The sequence below is a fragment of the Exiguobacterium alkaliphilum genome, assembly GCF_018138125.1.
Taxonomy (GTDB): domain Bacteria; phylum Bacillota; class Bacilli; order Exiguobacteriales; family Exiguobacteriaceae; genus Exiguobacterium; species Exiguobacterium alkaliphilum.
In genome coordinates, this window is record NZ_CP073101.1 from 1,442,471 (window position 1) to 1,458,449 (window position 15,979).

General features: G+C 53.3%; 17 protein-coding genes. All 17 read left to right on the forward strand.

Going from position 1 to position 15,979, the window contains the following annotated elements; genetic code table 11:
* Nucleotides 1-51: 51 nt before the first annotated feature.
* The 17 genes from deoC (at nt 52) to dnaG (ending at nt 15,948) form a co-directional block, all read left to right on the forward strand.
* Complete coding sequence (gene deoC / locus KB235_RS07405; protein ID WP_034814844.1) at nt 52-717, forward strand: deoxyribose-phosphate aldolase; 666 nt, start codon at nt 52-54, stop codon at nt 715-717.
* Nucleotides 718-794: 77 nt separating this feature from the next.
* Nucleotides 795-989, forward strand: a complete 195-nt coding sequence (gene rpsU / locus KB235_RS07410) for a 30S ribosomal protein S21 (RefSeq protein ID WP_029334745.1) — start codon at nt 795-797, stop codon at nt 987-989.
* Between the two features lie 33 nt (nt 990-1,022).
* Nucleotides 1,023-1,472 (forward strand): GatB/YqeY domain-containing protein, encoded by a 450-nt coding sequence (locus tag KB235_RS07415; protein WP_211780875.1) that lies wholly within the window; start codon nt 1,023-1,025, stop codon nt 1,470-1,472.
* Between the two features lie 134 nt (nt 1,473-1,606).
* Entirely contained in the window at nt 1,607-2,119 is a 513-nt protein-coding gene (locus tag KB235_RS07420; RefSeq protein WP_024371438.1) for an NfeD family protein, read from the forward strand.
* Nucleotides 2,116-3,099, forward strand: coding sequence for a flotillin-like protein FloA (gene floA, locus KB235_RS07425; protein ID WP_034809426.1), 984 nt, complete (start codon nt 2,116-2,118; stop codon nt 3,097-3,099). Before KB235_RS07420 ends, floA begins: the two co-directional genes overlap by 4 nt.
* A gap of 5 nt (nt 3,100-3,104) precedes the next feature.
* On the forward strand, nt 3,105-3,569 hold the full coding sequence (locus KB235_RS07430) for a hypothetical protein (protein WP_034809429.1): 465 nt from the start codon (nt 3,105-3,107) through the stop codon (nt 3,567-3,569).
* A 178-nt stretch (nt 3,570-3,747) separates the two neighbouring features.
* The gene (locus KB235_RS07435) at nt 3,748-4,704 is read left to right on the forward strand and encodes a PhoH family protein (protein WP_034809432.1); all 957 of its coding nucleotides are present in this window, start codon (nt 3,748-3,750) and stop codon (nt 4,702-4,704) included.
* Nucleotides 4,705-4,721: 17 nt separating this feature from the next.
* Complete coding sequence (locus tag KB235_RS07440) at nt 4,722-6,803, forward strand: HD family phosphohydrolase (protein ID WP_246514386.1); 2,082 nt, start codon at nt 4,722-4,724, stop codon at nt 6,801-6,803.
* A complete protein-coding gene (gene ybeY / locus KB235_RS07445; RefSeq protein ID WP_034809436.1) occupies nt 6,781-7,257 on the forward strand; it encodes an rRNA maturation RNase YbeY in 477 nt (158 codons plus the stop codon). The genes KB235_RS07440 and ybeY overlap by 23 nt, the downstream gene beginning before the upstream one ends.
* Nucleotides 7,254-7,598: a diacylglycerol kinase family protein gene (locus KB235_RS07450; RefSeq protein ID WP_034809437.1), complete on the forward strand. Its 345-nt coding sequence runs from the start codon at nt 7,254-7,256 to the stop codon at nt 7,596-7,598. The genes ybeY and KB235_RS07450 overlap by 4 nt, the downstream gene beginning before the upstream one ends.
* Before the next feature lie 43 nt (nt 7,599-7,641).
* A complete protein-coding gene (gene era / locus KB235_RS07455) occupies nt 7,642-8,550 on the forward strand; it encodes a GTPase Era (protein ID WP_034809438.1) in 909 nt (302 codons plus the stop codon).
* Between the two features lie 3 nt (nt 8,551-8,553).
* Nucleotides 8,554-9,303: a DNA repair protein RecO gene (gene recO, locus KB235_RS07460; RefSeq protein ID WP_034809439.1), complete on the forward strand. Its 750-nt coding sequence runs from the start codon at nt 8,554-8,556 to the stop codon at nt 9,301-9,303.
* A gap of 281 nt (nt 9,304-9,584) precedes the next feature.
* Complete coding sequence (gene glyQ, locus KB235_RS07465) at nt 9,585-10,487, forward strand: glycine--tRNA ligase subunit alpha (protein ID WP_034809440.1); 903 nt, start codon at nt 9,585-9,587, stop codon at nt 10,485-10,487.
* Entirely contained in the window at nt 10,480-12,537 is a 2,058-nt protein-coding gene (glyS, locus tag KB235_RS07470; protein WP_211779279.1) for a glycine--tRNA ligase subunit beta, read from the forward strand. Before glyQ ends, glyS begins: the two co-directional genes overlap by 8 nt.
* 21 nt (nt 12,538-12,558) lie before the next feature.
* Nucleotides 12,559-13,188 carry a transcriptional regulator CcpN gene (gene ccpN, locus KB235_RS07475; RefSeq protein ID WP_034809442.1) on the forward strand — a complete coding sequence of 210 codons (630 nt, stop codon included), beginning with the start codon at nt 12,559-12,561 and terminating at the stop codon, nt 13,186-13,188.
* Nucleotides 13,175-14,008: a pyruvate, water dikinase regulatory protein gene (locus KB235_RS07480; protein ID WP_211779280.1), complete on the forward strand. Its 834-nt coding sequence runs from the start codon at nt 13,175-13,177 to the stop codon at nt 14,006-14,008. The genes ccpN and KB235_RS07480 overlap by 14 nt, the downstream gene beginning before the upstream one ends.
* Before the next feature lie 122 nt (nt 14,009-14,130).
* Nucleotides 14,131-15,948, forward strand: a complete 1,818-nt coding sequence (dnaG, locus tag KB235_RS07485; protein WP_246514411.1) for a DNA primase — start codon at nt 14,131-14,133, stop codon at nt 15,946-15,948.
* Nucleotides 15,949-15,979 lie beyond the last annotated feature (31 nt).

Genomic DNA, 15,979 nt, shown 5'->3' on the forward strand with positions numbered 1-15,979 from the left:
TAGAGGTCAGACCTATATGTCAGACTTAACGATCAAAGGAGGAACTATACGATGGAATTAGCACGTTATATCGACCACACGGCTTTAAAGGCTGAAACGACGAAAGATCAAATTACAAAGCTTTGCGAAGAGGCGCTTGAGTACAAATTTGCGAGCGTCTGTGTCAACCCGACATGGGTAAAGTATGCAGCAGAACAACTCAAGTCAGATGACGACGTGAAAGTATGCACGGTCATCGGCTTCCCACTCGGAGCCAACACGCCAGAAGTGAAGGCGTTTGAGACGAAAGATGCAATCGCGAACGGTGCAGATGAAGTCGATATGGTCATCAACATCGCAGCGTTGAAAGACGGCGACTTGGAGCTTGTCGAGCGCGACATCCGCGCGGTCGTGGAAGCAGCGAACGGTACGCTCGTTAAAGTCATCTTCGAAACGTGCATGCTCACGAAAGAAGAAATCAAGACTGCGGCCGAGTTGTCAGTCAAGGCTGGTGCAGACTTTGTGAAGACGTCGACTGGTTTCTCGACGGGCGGCGCGACGGTTGAAGATATTCGCCTCATGCGCGAAACGGTCGGCCCGGATGTTGGCGTGAAGGCATCGGGTGGCGTACGTGACTTTGAAGGCGCGAAAGCGATGATTGATGCGGGTGCGACGCGCATCGGCGCATCGGCTGGAATCGCCATCGTCACAGGCGGTCGTTCAGATAGCGACTATTAACAACTAGTGGTTGACCGCACGACTTAATTTCACTATAATATGATATGACGTGTGAAACACGTTTCCTTAGTCGTGTAATTCGGAGGGAGGGAAAACTAGTGGAAACTCGTGTCCGTAAAAACGAATCGCTTGAAGACGCTCTTCGTCGTTTCAAACGCGGTGTTTCGAAAGATGGCACTCTTGCCGAAGTTCGCAAACGTCGTCACTACGAAAAGCCAAGCGTAAAACGTAAATTGAAATCAGAAGCTGCGCGTAAGCGTAAGAAATTCTAATTTCAGTTTCATTTGTAGAGAGGGTGTTAGCTCATGAGTCTTCAAGAACGCTTGACGGACGACATGAAGCAAGCCATGCGCGCCAAACAGAAAGATCGTCTCACGACGATCCGGATGGTCAAAGCGTCGCTCCAAAATGAGGCTATCAAATTTGGCCGACAAGATCTTACTGAGGAAGAGGAACTCACGGTGCTCAACCGAGAGATGAAACAGCGCAGAGACTCCCTCCGAGAATTCGAAAGCGCTGGTCGTGAGGACCTTGCTTCTAAAGTTGCTAACGAGATTGTCGTGCTAGAGGCCTATATGCCTGAACAACTCTCTGAAGAAGAGGTCACTGCAATCGTCAAAGCAGCTATCGCCCAGACGAATGCGTCGGCCCCATCTGATATGGGTAAGGTGATGGGCGTCGTCATGCCTCAAGTTAAAGGCAAGGCAGACGGTGGTCTTGTGAACCGAATCGTCAAACAACAATTGACGAATTGAACGAATTGGCAGGGTCTTTTGGAAATTCCAAAAGATTCTGCCTTTTTTTGCGTATTCTGAAACCACATTCAATCTCGTTTCGTATACACTAGAGATAAGAGGTAGCTTTTTATTTGGAAGGGGGTAGCAATACGATGACATTTGGTCTCGGAGTGATTCTGACAGTGTTTTTCGTCGGAGTCGTCCTTCTTGGAATTGAAGTGTTCGTTGCCGGTTTTGGGTTGTTTGGAGTGCTCGGTATAGGTGCGGTCGTCGCCAGTCTGATTATGGCAGGCGCCACGATCGGTCAGTTGTGGCTATCGCTCGGTTTGGCCACGGCCATCGTTGCCGGACTTGGATTTTGGGCGTATCGACGTTTGCAGTCGAATCGGTCGCTCATGTACAAGGGCCTTATTTTGACGGACTCGACGTCGTCAGAAAAAGGTTACTTGTCTCACGCCGACAAACAAAGTTTGCTCGGTAAGGTCGGCGTCACATTGACACCACTTCGTCCAGCGGGTACCGCTGAGATTGAAGGAGAACGAATCGATGTCGTGACAGAGGGTAGCTATCTCGATCAACAAACTAAAATTCAGGTGTATAAAGTGGATTCAGGACGCGTCGTCGTCCGAAGCTTTGTAGAGCCGAAGGAGGATGTAACAGAATGACACCAGAACTATTGACCACGTTACTCATCTCAGGTGGAGGTTTGATTGCCCTAGCGGTATTCTTCACGTTCGTACCGGTAGGATTATGGATTAGCTCGTTCGCAGCAGGCGTTCACGTTTCAATCTTTACGCTCGTCGGGATGCGTCTCCGTCGCGTCGTCCCATCGAAAATCGTCAACCCGCTCATTAAAGCGGTGAAAGCCGGACTCGGTTTGAACACGAACCAACTCGAGAGTCACTTCCTTGCCGGCGGTAACGTCGACCGTGTCGTCAACGCATTGATTGCGGCACACCGCGCCAACATCGAGCTGTCGTTCGAACGAGCGGCAGCGATTGATCTCGCTGGTCGGAACGTGCTTGAAGCGGTCCAAATGTCGGTTAACCCGAAAGTGATTGAAACACCGTTTATCGCTGGTGTGGCGATGGATGGGATCGAAGTAAAGGCGAAAGCCCGCATCACGGTTCGCGCCAACATCGACCGTCTCGTCGGTGGTGCCGGTGAAGAGACGATCATTGCCCGTGTCGGGGAAGGGGTCGTTTCAACGATCGGTTCGCAAAACAATCATAAGCACGTACTTGAAAACCCGGATTTGATTTCACGTACAGTATTGACGAAAGGTCTTGATTCAGGGACGGCGTTCGAGATTCTCTCGATTGATATTGCCGACATTGATATCGGTAAGAACATCGGTGCGGTACTTCAAACAGACCAAGCCGAAGCCGACAAAAAGATTGCCCAAGCGAAGGCGGAAGAGCGCCGTGCGATGGCGATTGCTCGCGAACAAGAGATGAAATCTTCTGTTGAAGAGATGCGCGCGAAAGTTGTCGCAGCTGAAGCCGAAGTCCCACTCGCGATGGCCGAGGCACTCCGCCACGGTAAACTCGGTGTCATGGACTACGTCAACTACTTGAACGTCCAAGCCGATACAGACATGCGTAAAGCGATCGGTCACCCAGTCGAATCTGACAATAGAGAGTAATCGATATGGATGGACTGTGGGTACTCCTACTCGCCGCGTTCGGGATCGCCTCGGCGGTCATGAAGCGGTTAGAGAAATCCTCGTCGACGACGGGAGAGCGTCCCCCAAGTTCGGACTTGAAACGCTATCTCGATACGGTCGGCGATATGATGAAAGAAGTCGAAGGTTCGCTTGAGGAACCGAAGCAAGGACAAGGCCAGGGACAAAAACTGCGACGCCGCGTCGCGGCTCCCGCGGCCCCGGAACAAACGTTAGGTCGTCCGTACGACCCAGACCGTCACGCGCCGAAGTCGCGAGAGCGACAACCGGCCGTCAGTCGGGAGTTTGAACAGACGGTGAAGATTCCGCCAATCACGGAGGCGGAATCGACACGTCCACAACCACAACCACGCATGTCGATGAAGCAAGTGAGACAAGCGGTCGTGTGGAGTGAAATCATTCAGCCACCCGTTTCAAAACGTAAGCGCTGAATGAAGCAGTGACGGGAACCGCCTTGATGTGTTGGTTTAATCCAACAATCAAGTGCGGTTCTTCTCGTTGCTGCTTTTTTGCTCGTGGAAGGGGCGGTCTTTCTTTCACGAACGGCTTGATAGTGCTAAAGTAAAGAGGGAACAATCTATTCAAGAGGGGGAGTATCATCCATTGATTATGACTGATAAAATTCCGTTCGTCATGGAGCATGCGAACGAAGCACAAGCACTCCTTGGACCGAAAGACGAAGTGTTCGAAGCTATCGAATCTGAGCTTTCCGTCGCATTGACACCTCGAGGAGAAGAACTCATCATTCAAGCAGACTCAGCCGATACGTTAGAGCTGACGAAACAAGTCGTCAAGACATTGCAACAGCTCGTAAAGAAAGGCGCACGTTTGAACGAGAGCGATGCGATCAGCGTGATTCAACATATTCAAGTCGGGAAAGGTGACGAGTTGCTCGAACATTACGAACGCGTCGTCTTCACGACGAGCAAAGGGAAGCCGATTCGTGCGAAGACGGTCGGGCAGAGCCGTTACGTTCGCGCCATCGAGCGCCGTGACCTCGTCTTCGGAATCGGTCCGGCCGGTACGGGGAAAACGTATTTGGCGGTCGTCTTAGCCGTCCGTGCTTTGAAGGAAGGTCAAGTGAAACGCATCATCTTGACACGACCTGCCGTTGAAGCCGGAGAGAGCCTAGGCTTTTTACCGGGCGACTTGAAAGAGAAAGTCGATCCGTATTTGCGTCCGCTTTATGACGCCTTATTCGACGTCTATGGCGTCGAACAGACGAATCGCCTGCTCGAGCGCGGGACGATTGAAGTCGCCCCGCTCGCCTATATGCGAGGACGGACGCTCGAGGACGCGTTCGTCATCCTAGACGAGGCACAGAACACGACGAAAGAACAGATGAAGATGTTCCTGACTCGACTCGGTTTCGGGTCGAAGATGGTCGTCACGGGTGACTTGACGCAAGTCGACTTACCGAAAGGGAAAGCGTCCGGCTTACAAGAGGCGCTCCGCCTGTTAGAAGGGGTAGACGGGATTCATTTCGAGCACTTTACCGCTTCGGACGTCGTGCGCCATCCACTCGTCAAGAAAATCATCAACGCCTATAGCACGGATCTTACATGACGAAAGGGGGGGCACTGATGCAACGAGCACGTCATTGGACGGTGGCGGCGATTTCAATCGTCTTCTTCCTCATCCTTGGGGCAATCCTTTACTTTACAGTGCGCCCGACCATCATAAGCGTCGAACCACTCGGGATTGCCGAACAGGATATCCGCTCACCGATCACAATCGAGGACCGCGTGGCGACGGAACGGTTGAGGCAAGAAGCGACGAACGCCGTCGGCAGCCAGTTCTCGCTTCGCCGTGAGTTCGCCGATCAACAGATTGCGAAAGTCGAGCAGCTGTTCGCGGCGTTCGAGAACACGGATGACGAGACAGAATTAGCCGACATTAAAAGTCGTCTCAACTCGACTGATGCGAACGGATTTCTTGGGGACGATGAGTTGAACGCGTTGCTCCAGGCGAGTGAAAACACGCGAAGAACGGTCGAAGATGTCACCGTGACGGCGCTTCAGGAAGTTATGGGGAATCGCATCGAGACGAGTTCCGACTCAATCGCCGATGCACGAGACCGCGCCGGGACGCTCATCGATCAATCACCGCTCTCGCTCGAGTTTCGGACGATTGCCAAAAGCTTGAGCGACCAGCTCATCGTGCCGAACTACGTCTTCGACTCAGAAGCGACGCGGCAAAAGGAACAAGAAGCGGTCGATGCTGTCGACCCGGTCATCATTCAAGAGGGTCAACTGCTCGTCAATCAAGGAGAAGTCGTCACGCGCGAAATTTATCGTAAGCTCGAACTGAGTGGTGCCATTGACCCGAACCGATCATTCGCACCGCTTTTCGGATCATACTTATTGAGCGGCCTGCTGACAGCTGGATTTTTGTTTATGTTGATTCGCTCAAAGATCAATGAGCTATTGCTCCGACCGAAAATCTTGATTACGGTATATGGTCTCTTGTTATTCCAACTTGGACTCTTTTTCGGAGTCGGCTATATCGGCATCGAATTCACAACGTACGCCTATGTGCTCGCGCCGACGGCCTTCGTCGTATTACTGCTCCGGATTTTGGTCGATGAACGCGTCGCCCTCGCATCGGCGTTGATCACGATGATTGCCGGGGCGATTGTCGTCAGTTATGGACAGAATACGAGCTTCATGACGCTCGTTTATTTCGCGACGGGAAGCTTCCTCGCGGTGTTCTTGGTCGAACCGAAGATTCAGCGGAAGCGACTGTTCTTGTCCGGCATCTTGCTCGGGATCATCAATATCATCATGGTGCTCGCCTTGTTGTTCTTACGAAACACGCAAGTGACATGGGAGATGGCGGCTTACTTGTCCGGCTTCGCCGTCGTCGGAGCGCTCTTGTCCATCGTTCTCACGTTCGGCGTCTTGCCGTTCCTCGAACCGTGGTTCGGCGTCTTGTCATCCGGACGCCTCGTCGAACTGATGAGCCCGACTCACCCGCTCTTGCGGAAGTTGTTGATGGAGGCGCCAGGCACGTATCATCACAGCATGATGGTCGCCAATTTGGCCGAGTCGGCGTGTGAGGCGATCGGGGCCGACGGATTGCTCGCCCGCGTGGCGAGTTATTACCACGACCTCGGAAAGACCGAACGACCGCTCCATTTCATCGAGAATCAACAGAACAGCGTCAATCCGCATGACCGACTCACTCCTGAAGAGTCGGCCGATATCATCATGGCCCATCCGTATGACGGGGCCGATCTTCTGCGGCGCTACAAGTTGCCACAAGAGATTATCGACATCGCCGAACAACATCACGGTACCTCGCTGTTGAAGTTCTTTTACGTGAAGGCGAAAGAGACGCGTGACGTATCCGAATCGCGCTTCCGTTATCCGGGTCCGAAACCGCAGACGCGTGAGGCGGCCGTCGTCATGATCGTCGATTCAATCGAGGCCGCGGTCCGGTCTCAAAAACAACCGACGCCCGACCGCATCCGTCAGCTCGTTAATGGCATCATTCGCGATAAGCTGCAAGACGGTCAGTTTGAAGATTGTGATTTGACGACGAAAGAAGTATGGCGTGTCGGCGAGAGTGCCTGTGAGACGTTGACTGGCCTCTTCCATGAACGCATCGAATATCCAGAACTAAAGAAAGAAGGCGACATGCATGCAAATCATCTCGAACGATGAACATGGATTACTGACGAGCGCACAACGTGAACTCGTCGAAGCGATTTTAGTCCACGCCGCAACAGAAGAAGACGTCGAGGAACCGAGTGAACTCTCGGTCACGTTCTTGACGAACGAGTTGATTCAAGAAATCAATCGGGATTGGCGCGGCAAAGATGCCCCGACGGATGTGATCAGTTTCGCGTTCGATGAGATGGGGGAAGAAGAGATGGATTTCATGCTCGACGAAGACGAGCCGCGCCTCCTCGGCGACCTCGTCATCTCGGTCGAGCGTTGTCGGGAACAAGCGGCGGACTACGGCCACTCATTCGAACGAGAACTCGGTTTCTTGGCAATCCACGGCTTCTTACATCTCCTCGGGTACGACCATATGACGCCGGAAGACGAGGCGGAAATGACGGCTCGGCAAGAAGAAGTGCTCGCCCATTTTGAGTTGAAGCGAGGCGAGGTGTGAGACCGTTTTGGTTCGCCGTGCAAGGGATTGTGCACGCGGCGCGGACCGAGCGGAATATGCGGATTCACCTCATCGCGAGCCTCCTCGTCGTTGTGTTCGCGATATGGCTCGACACGACGACGATGGAGAACTTGTTGTTATTTGGTTGGATCATTCTCGTCATTTCGTTAGAATTACTCAATACGGCCGTCGAACGGACGGTCGATCTTGTGACGCGCGACGTGAGGCCACTCGCCAAACAAGCGAAAGATGTGGCCGCTGGTGCCGTGCTCGTCGCCTCAGTCGGTGCGGCCGTAACGGCCCTCGTCATCTATTTACCGTATCTTCTCGCGCTCGTGTGAACGGGCGCGTCCTTATTCAAGACAATATGAAAGCAGGTGCACTATGTATCAAGAAGATTTTAAATCAGGATTCGTCTCGATTATCGGTCGCCCGAACGTCGGGAAATCTACATTTTTAAACCGCGTGATTGGCCAAAAGATTGCCATCATGTCGGATAAGCCACAGACGACGCGCAACAAAGTCCAAGGGGTGTACACGACCGACGACGCTCAAATCATTTTCATCGACACGCCAGGGATTCATAAACCGAAACACCGCCTCGGTGATTTCATGATGAAAGTCGCGACGAACGCCTTGCGTGAAGTCGATGCGATTCTTTTCATGGTCAACGTGACGGAACCGCGTGGCGCGGGCGATGATTTCATTATCGAAAAGTTGAAAGGGCTCGACACGCCGATCATCCTCGTCATGAACAAAATCGATATGATTCATCCGGATGAGATTCCAGCCGTGATTGAACAATATAAAAACCAGCTCGATTTTGCGGCATATGTCCCAATCTCGGCACTTCAAGGGAACAACGTCGAACCACTTCTTAAAGAGATTAAAAAGTTACTTCCGGAAGGCCCGATGTATTACCCGGCCGACCAAGTGACCGATCACCCGGAACGGTTCATCATCTCTGAACTGATTCGTGAGAAAGTGCTCCATAAGACGCGTGACGAAGTGCCGCACTCGATTGCCGTCGCCATCGAGTCGATTAAAAAACGCGAGAACTCGGAGATGGTCGATGTCGAGGCGGTGATCATGGTCGAGCGCGATTCGCAAAAAGGAATCGTCATCGGCAAAAAAGGTGCGATGCTCCGTGAAATCGGGACCGAAGCCCGTCAGGATATCGAGATGCTCCTCGGGACGAAAGTGTATTTGAACCTTTGGGTGAAAGTACAGAAGGACTGGCGCAACAAGATGGGCCAACTGCGCGACCTCGGTTTCCGCGACGACGAGTATTAAGCGATGTTACAAAAAGTCACGGGGATCGTCATCCGCACGGTCAATTACGGTGAGTCGAACAAAGTCGTGACGTTGTTCACCGAAGAGCTCGGTAAGGTCGCCGTCATGGCACGGGGGGCGAAGAAGCCAGGCAGTCGCCTTCATTCGTCGAGTCAACCGTTCGTCGAAGCCGTCTATATCTTTCCGGCGAGTCGTGGCCTTGGCCAATTGAAATCGTCGGATGTAATCACGTCGTACCCAGAAATTCGAAAAGACGTCGAGCGGATGGCGTATGCGATGTATTGGCTCGAACTCGTCGACCGGACCGTCGAGGACCGCGTGCCGAACCGTCCGCTCTACCGCATCTTGAACGAGGCGCTTCAGGCGCTCAATGCCGGGATGGACGCGGAGGTGATCACGCACCACTTTGAGCTGCGTATTCTTCACTTGCTCGGTGTCGCCCCGGTATTGACCGGATGCATCCGCTGTAACGACGTGACCGACCCGATGTACTTTTCGGTGACGGCGGGTGGCTTCCTGTGCGCACGTCATAACGAGGAAGGCTCGATTCGTTTGAGCGAACGGTTGGCGAAACTGCTGTATTGGATGAGCCGTCATGAGCTTTCCGAGTTCAGCAACGTTCCGCTCACGAAAGAGACGCGGCTACTTCTCAGGCAACTGTTCGACGCCTATATGGATTCATACAGCGGACTCCGTCTCAAGACGAAGCGCGTGCTCGATCAAATGCAACGACTTCATTTGAACGATGATTGACTTTTTCGACAAGATTCGATACCATAATCTACGATTAGACAAATGAATGTAGCGTGCGCAATGAAGGAAATGAGTAGCTTTTTAACGATGGGGACAGCGAGTTCGGGCAGGTGGGAGCCGAGCGCCATGTGAAAAGTGAATGGCGGTTCTGGAGCGCCCACAATCCAAAGAGTGGCCTCGTTTCGAGGCAAGTAGGGTGGAACCGCGGGTAATCCCGTCCCTATGTGCATGGCACATAGGGGCGTTTTTTGTCGTTTCAATACTTTTGGAGGTGTCACAACATGAAACATAAGACAGTACAAGAAATCATTTTGACGTTGCAAAACTTCTGGGCGTCAAAAGGTTGCCTGACGATGCAGGCATATGACGTGGAAAAAGGAGCCGGGACGATGAACCCGATGACGTTCCTCCGGAGTCTCGGACCGGAGCCGTGGAACGTCTGCTATACGGAGCCGTCGCGCCGCCCGGCAGATGGCCGATACGGAGAGAACCCGAACCGTCTCTATCAACACCATCAGTTCCAAGTCATCATGAAGCCGTCTCCGGACAACATTCAAGAACTGTACTTGGAGAGCCTTGAACTCATCGGAATCAACCCGCTCGAGCACGATATCCGTTTCGTCGAAGATAACTGGGAGAACCCGACGTTCGGTGCGGCCGGACTCGGTTGGGAAGTGTGGCTCAACGGGATGGAAATCACGCAGTTCACGTACTTCCAACAAGTCGGAGGCATCGAGTGTGATCCGATCGCTGTCGAAATCACGTATGGTCTCGAGCGTCTCGCCTCGTACATCCAGGAAGTCGAGAGCGTGTTCGACCTCGTCTGGACAGATGGATTCAAATACGGGGACATCTTCTACCAGCCGGAGTTCGAGCATTCGAAATATACGTTCGAGCTTTCAGATGTCGACATGCTGTTCACGTTGTTCGACACGTATGAAAAAGAAGCGAAACGTGCCCTTGACGAGAACCTCGTCTTCCCGGCTTACGACTACATCCTCAAATGTTCGCACACGTTCAACTTACTCGATGCGAAAGGCGCCATCTCGGTGACCGAACGTACCGGATTCATTCAACGTGTACGCAACATGTCGCGCGCGTGCGCGGCGAAGTTTATCGAAGAACGGGAACGTCTCGGTTTCCCGCTTCTTAATCAAGAGAAAGCAGGTGCCCTTGATGCGTGACCTTTTATTAGAAATCGGACTTGAAGAATTGCCAGCCCAATACGTTCTCCGCTCGGAGCAACAGCTAGCGGAGCGCGTCACCACGTTCTTGAACGACGCCCGCGTCAACTTTGGGACGGTCGACGTCTATTCGACGCCACGCCGTCTCGCCGTCCTCGTCAAAGACGTCGAAGAGACACAACAAGATTTGACGGAGACGTTACGTGGACCAGCGAAGAAAATCGCCCAAGATGCTGAAGGGAACTGGTCGAAAGCCGCGGCCGGATTCGCGCGCGGTCGAGGCCTCTCGGTCGAGGACCTCTATTTCGCGGAAGAGAAAGGCGTCGAGTACGTCTTTGCGGATCGTCACGAGGCGGGCCAAGCGACGATGTCACTCCTGTCTGGCCTTGAACACGTCGTGCGCGGCATGACGTTCCCAAAAAACATGAAATGGGGGACGAGCAGTCTCCGTTATATGCGCCCGATTCGCTGGATGATCGCCTTGTTCGGAACAGAGCGCATCGATTTCGAGATTGAAGGGGTCAAAACAGGCAATGTGACGCGCGGTCACCGCTTCTTAAGCACGGGTGACGTCACGATCGCTTCGCCCGACGCGTACGTGTCGACGCTCGAACAAGCGTACGTCATCGCTTCATATGAGGCGCGTAAAGACCAAATCACGGCTCAAATCGAGGCGCTCGCCTCTGAACAAGGCTGGACGGTACCGCTCGACGCATCATTGCTTGAAGAAGTGACGAACCTCGTCGAGTGGCCGACAGCGCTATTCGGTGAGTATGATGCGAGTTATCTTGAACTCCCAGAAGAAGTATTGATCACGACGATGAAAGAACATCAACGCTACTTCCCAGTCTACGTCGGGGACACGCTCAAGCATTATTTCGTCACTGTCCGGAACGGGAACGCCGAGCACCTCGAGAACGTCTCCCGCGGAAACGAGAAAGTCATCCGTGCTCGTCTCGCCGATGCCGTCTTCTTCTACGAGGAAGACAAGAAGACGAAGCTTGACGATCAACTGCCGCGTCTCGACCGGATCGTGTTCCATGAGAAACTCGGCACGACCGGTGACAAAGTTCGTCGCGTGGAACGGCTAGCCGAGACGCTCGCGCCGCTCTTTAAAGCGGACGAAACGAAAGTCGCGCGTGCGGCACACATCCATAAGTTCGACCTCGTCAGTCAAATGGTGTACGAGTTCACGGAACTGCAAGGCATCATGGGCGAGAAATATGCCCTCATGCAAGGCGAAGACCGCGAAGTCGCTGCGGCCATCCGTGAACATTACATGCCACGGTTTGCCGGCGATGCGTCACCAACGACTGCGACCGGGGCAACGCTCGCGCTCGCAGACAAGCTCGATTCGATTGCCGCCTTCTTTGGAATCGGCATGATCCCGAGCGGTTCACAAGACCCGTTCGCTCTTCGCCGACAAGCGCAAGGTGTCGTTCAAATCCTTGGGGATTGGGACGTCGACATGACGATTGATGAGATTTTGTCACAAGTTGTCGATTCTCAGCTAGAAGCAGGACTTTACGATGCCGATAAAGAACAAGTCAAAGCGCAATTGAAAGACTTCTTCATGCTTCGCTTGAAATATCGTCTGCAAGAGCGCCAAGTCCGTTACGATGTCATCGATGCGATTCTTACGACAGGACTTTCGGTCACACGTCTCGATGCCCGTGCCGAAGCGGTGCAACAGTTCGTGTCGCGTGACGAGGCGAAACCGTTGATTGAACAATTGACACGGGTCGGCAACATCGCGAAGAAAGGTGAACACGGACCGATTGACGTCTCCTTGTTCGAGAACGACGAAGAACGTATGCTCCATGACGCTGCCGAGACGACGGTGCATCAGTTGAATGATGCGGTCGAGGCAGGGGACTACGAACGCGCGCTCACGGCACTTCGCATCTTGGAGCAACCGATTAGCGCTTACTTTGAAAATACGATGGTCATGAGTGACGTGGAGGCAGTCCGCTTGAACCGTCTTCACGAGATGAAACGTCTGGCGTCGGCAATCGAGCGCGTCGCCGACTTCAATGCACTCGTGCTTTGACCAAAATAGAGGGGGTTGGCCATGCAACTGAATGAACGCCAACAGAAGATTGTCGAAATCGTGAAAGGGAACGGACCGATCACGGGTGAACAGATTGCACAAGAACTATCGCTCACCCGGGCGACGCTCCGTCCCGACCTTGCGATTTTGACGATGACGGGCATATTAGAGGCGAGACCGCGCGTCGGGTACACGTTCGTCGGCAAACGCAACTCATCGATGCTGCGTGAGAAGCTCGATTCGTTGACCGTCGGCGACTTTATGTCGTCAGCAAAAGTCGTCAGTGACGAGATGACCGTATACGATGCGGTCGTGACCCTATTTTTAGAAGACGTCGGTTCTTTGTTCGTCGTCGGAAAAGATAGTGAACTCGTCGGCGTCTTGTCCCGGAAAGACTTGCTCCGGGCCGCGATTGGGAATCAAGACCTAGACCAATTGCCTGTCAATGTCATCATGACACGGATGCCGAACATTACCGTCTGCGAGAAAAGTGAGACGTTGATTCGGGCCGGGATGAAGTTGATTGAAAAACAAATCGACGCGATGCCGGTCGTCGAAGAAAAAGACGGCAAACTGATCGTGCTCGGACGGATGACGAAGACGAATATGACAAAAGTGTTGATCGCACTCGCCAACGATGAGTCGTTCTGAGGAGGAAGCTAATTTGACAAAGAAACAACTCGTGTTTGTCGTAAGTGACTCGGTCGGTGAGACGTGTGAACTCGTCGTTCGGGCTGCGAGCATCCAGTTCCATGAAAATGCGATTGAGGCGCTTCGTATCCCGTTCGTCGAGGATGAACAGACGATTCATGACGTCGTCACGCAAGCCCGGGCGCAAACGGCGGTCATCGCGTTTACGCTCGTCAACGAAGAACATCGCGCCTTGCTCGTCTCACTCGGGGAGCGGTACGGCGTGAAGACGGTCGACTTGCTCGGTGACTTGCTCGACGTCTTGTCGGGTGAACTTCAAGAGAGCCCTCGTGAAAAGCCAGGACTCATCTATCGCCTTGACGACGATTATTTCCGTAAAATCGAGGCGATGGAGTTCGCGGTGAAGTATGATGACGGTCGGGACCCGCGTGGACTGAAGAAAGCCGACATCGTGCTCGTCGGGGTCTCGCGGACATCGAAAACGCCGCTGTCCCAGTACTTGGCTTTGAAACGGTTTAAAGTGGCGAACGTCCCGCTCGTCCCGGAATCGCGGCCGCCAGAAGAATTGTTCGATTTGCCGCCGGAACGCTGCGTCGGGCTGATCATTTCGCCGGACAAGCTGATCTCGATTCGAATGGAACGCTTGAAATCACTCGGTTTGAAGCCGGAGGCGGACTATGCGCAACTCGAGCGCATCAATCGTGAGCTCGAGTACGCGAGAGGGATTTATGAACGGATCGGTTGTGAGGTGATCGACGTGACGAATAAGGCCGTCGAAGAGACGGCCGGTATCATTTTGCGTCATCTCGGTCATTCGTGACGCATTACGAGCACTCGTGTTAGTAATCGGAGTTGCGAACGGGTATAATAGAGTACTGACATTACAGTGAAACGGAACGTGAAGCGCGTTCCGTTTCGTTGCGAGTTTGGATGTAGGGAGTGGTGGAGTTGCCACGGATACCGGATGAAGTCATTGCGGAAGTGAAACAGGCAACAGATATCGTCGATTTGATAAGCGAACGGGTCGAATTGAAGAAACAAGGACATCGCCTCGTCGGGCTCTGTCCGTTTCATTCCGAGAATAGTCCCTCTTTTTCGGTGTCCCCGGAAAAAGGGATGTATCATTGTTTCGGTTGCGGTGCAGGCGGTAACGTCTTCACGTTCGTCATGGAGACGGAAGGTCTATCGTTCCCGGAAACGGTTGAACGGTTGGCCACACGGGCCAACATCACCGTCGAAGGTGGTGTTCCCGGAGACGAGGAACTATCGCACGACCAACAGATTCGTAAACAGATGCGTGACGCCCATCGTGTCGTCGCAGAACTGTATCATGAAGTGCTCATGAAGACAGAAGCAGGAGACGTCGGTTTGACTTATTTGACGAATCGCGGGCTCCATGAGGAGACCATCGCCGCATATAAGATTGGCTATGCGCCGGACCAGCGGCGATTTACTGTTGATTCACTTGAACGGCGAGGCTTCGACCTCGAAGTGATGGTCGAGGCCGGCTTGATTTCAAAGTCTAGAGCCGGTGAATACTTTGATCGGTTTGAAGGTCGGGTCGTCTTTCCGATTGCGGATCGAGACGGCACCATCGTCGGCTTCAGCGGCCGATCGATTGACGAACGAAAGCCAAAGTACGTGAACACGTCCGACACCCCGTTGTTCAATAAGAGTGAACTGTTATTCGGCTTTCCCCAAGCGCGTGCGACGATGCGAAAACAGAAGCGTGTCTTCTTAGTCGAAGGCAACGTGGATGTGCTCCAAGTCGCCCAAGCGGGAACGAAAGAAGTGGTCGCGTCGCTCGGAACGGCGTTCTCGTCCGGACACGCCCGTGCGCTAGCACGGATGGTGGACGAGGTCATCGTCTGTTACGACGGTGACCATGCCGGGCAAGAGGCGACGCTCAAAGTCGTCCGCTTGCTCGAGACGTATCCGCTCGACGTCCAAGTGCTCCTCTTACCGGAAAAAACGGACCCGGACGACTACATTCGAACGAACGGGACCGAACAATGGCAACGGTTCGTCGACTCGGAACGTCTGTCTGTCCTCGATTTCATGAACCGCACACTCCGTCGCGGGAAAAACTTGAATCGAGAAGGAGAACGGATTCGGTTTATTGAATCTATGCTTGAGGAAATCAGTAAAAGTGACAACTCGATTCGGCGCGATTTATACGTGAAAAAATTGGCCGATGAGTTCGAGATTCCCGTTAACACGCTATTGTCACGGATGCCGGCGACGGGGAAAAAAGAGCAAGTGCCGGAGCGCGTGGCAGAACCTGAACCGGTGCGGCGACGTGCCTCGAAGGCGGCTGAGCCACGCTACTTGAAGGCGGAAAAGTTGCTGTTGCGCGCGTTGCTCAGCGGGCCGGATCGCGTGCGTTACGTACGAGACCGACTCGGGTTGGCGTATCAGGACGAGGTTCACCGGATGTTGGCGACAGCGCTTTATGAGGTCGTTTCGGAGGAGATGACGCTCGAGGAGTTCGAACAAGTCGTCCCAGCCTTCATGGAGCGACGTTGCAACGAGCGTCCGGATTACGCGACACGATACGCGGAAGTTCGACTCATGGCTGCGCCTGATGAGCTTAGCGAAGAGGTTTTAGATGAATACATTAAGGTCATAAACAGTTATGAGGAACAGCGTCAAATCGAACGGGCGAAAAGGGATATCGCGCAAGATGCCGAAAGTATTGTAGACCAGGCATCGAAATTGCAAGAGCTCATTAACCGCAGTCGCCGTCTACGCGAACGATGAACGCGAAGGAAGTTTGGAAGGAGTTGAACTG

Coding starts and splice junctions, on each gene's coding strand:
- deoC (WP_034814844.1), top strand. CDS start 52: ATGGAATTAGCACGTTATATCGACCACACGGCTTTAAAGGCTGAAACG.
- KB235_RS07415 (WP_211780875.1), top strand. CDS start 1,023: ATGAGTCTTCAAGAACGCTTGACGGACGACATGAAGCAAGCCATGCGC.
- KB235_RS07420 (WP_024371438.1), top strand. CDS start 1,607: ATGACATTTGGTCTCGGAGTGATTCTGACAGTGTTTTTCGTCGGAGTC.
- floA (WP_034809426.1), top strand. CDS start 2,116: ATGACACCAGAACTATTGACCACGTTACTCATCTCAGGTGGAGGTTTG.
- KB235_RS07430 (WP_034809429.1), top strand. CDS start 3,105: ATGGATGGACTGTGGGTACTCCTACTCGCCGCGTTCGGGATCGCCTCG.
- KB235_RS07435 (WP_034809432.1), top strand. CDS start 3,748: ATGACTGATAAAATTCCGTTCGTCATGGAGCATGCGAACGAAGCACAA.
- KB235_RS07440 (WP_246514386.1), top strand. CDS start 4,722: ATGCAACGAGCACGTCATTGGACGGTGGCGGCGATTTCAATCGTCTTC.
- ybeY (WP_034809436.1), top strand. CDS start 6,781: ATGCAAATCATCTCGAACGATGAACATGGATTACTGACGAGCGCACAA.
- era (WP_034809438.1), top strand. CDS start 7,642: ATGTATCAAGAAGATTTTAAATCAGGATTCGTCTCGATTATCGGTCGC.
- recO (WP_034809439.1), top strand. CDS start 8,554: ATGTTACAAAAAGTCACGGGGATCGTCATCCGCACGGTCAATTACGGT.
- glyQ (WP_034809440.1), top strand. CDS start 9,585: ATGAAACATAAGACAGTACAAGAAATCATTTTGACGTTGCAAAACTTC.
- glyS (WP_211779279.1), top strand. CDS start 10,480: ATGCGTGACCTTTTATTAGAAATCGGACTTGAAGAATTGCCAGCCCAA.
- ccpN (WP_034809442.1), top strand. CDS start 12,559: ATGCAACTGAATGAACGCCAACAGAAGATTGTCGAAATCGTGAAAGGG.
- KB235_RS07480 (WP_211779280.1), top strand. CDS start 13,175: ATGAGTCGTTCTGAGGAGGAAGCTAATTTGACAAAGAAACAACTCGTG.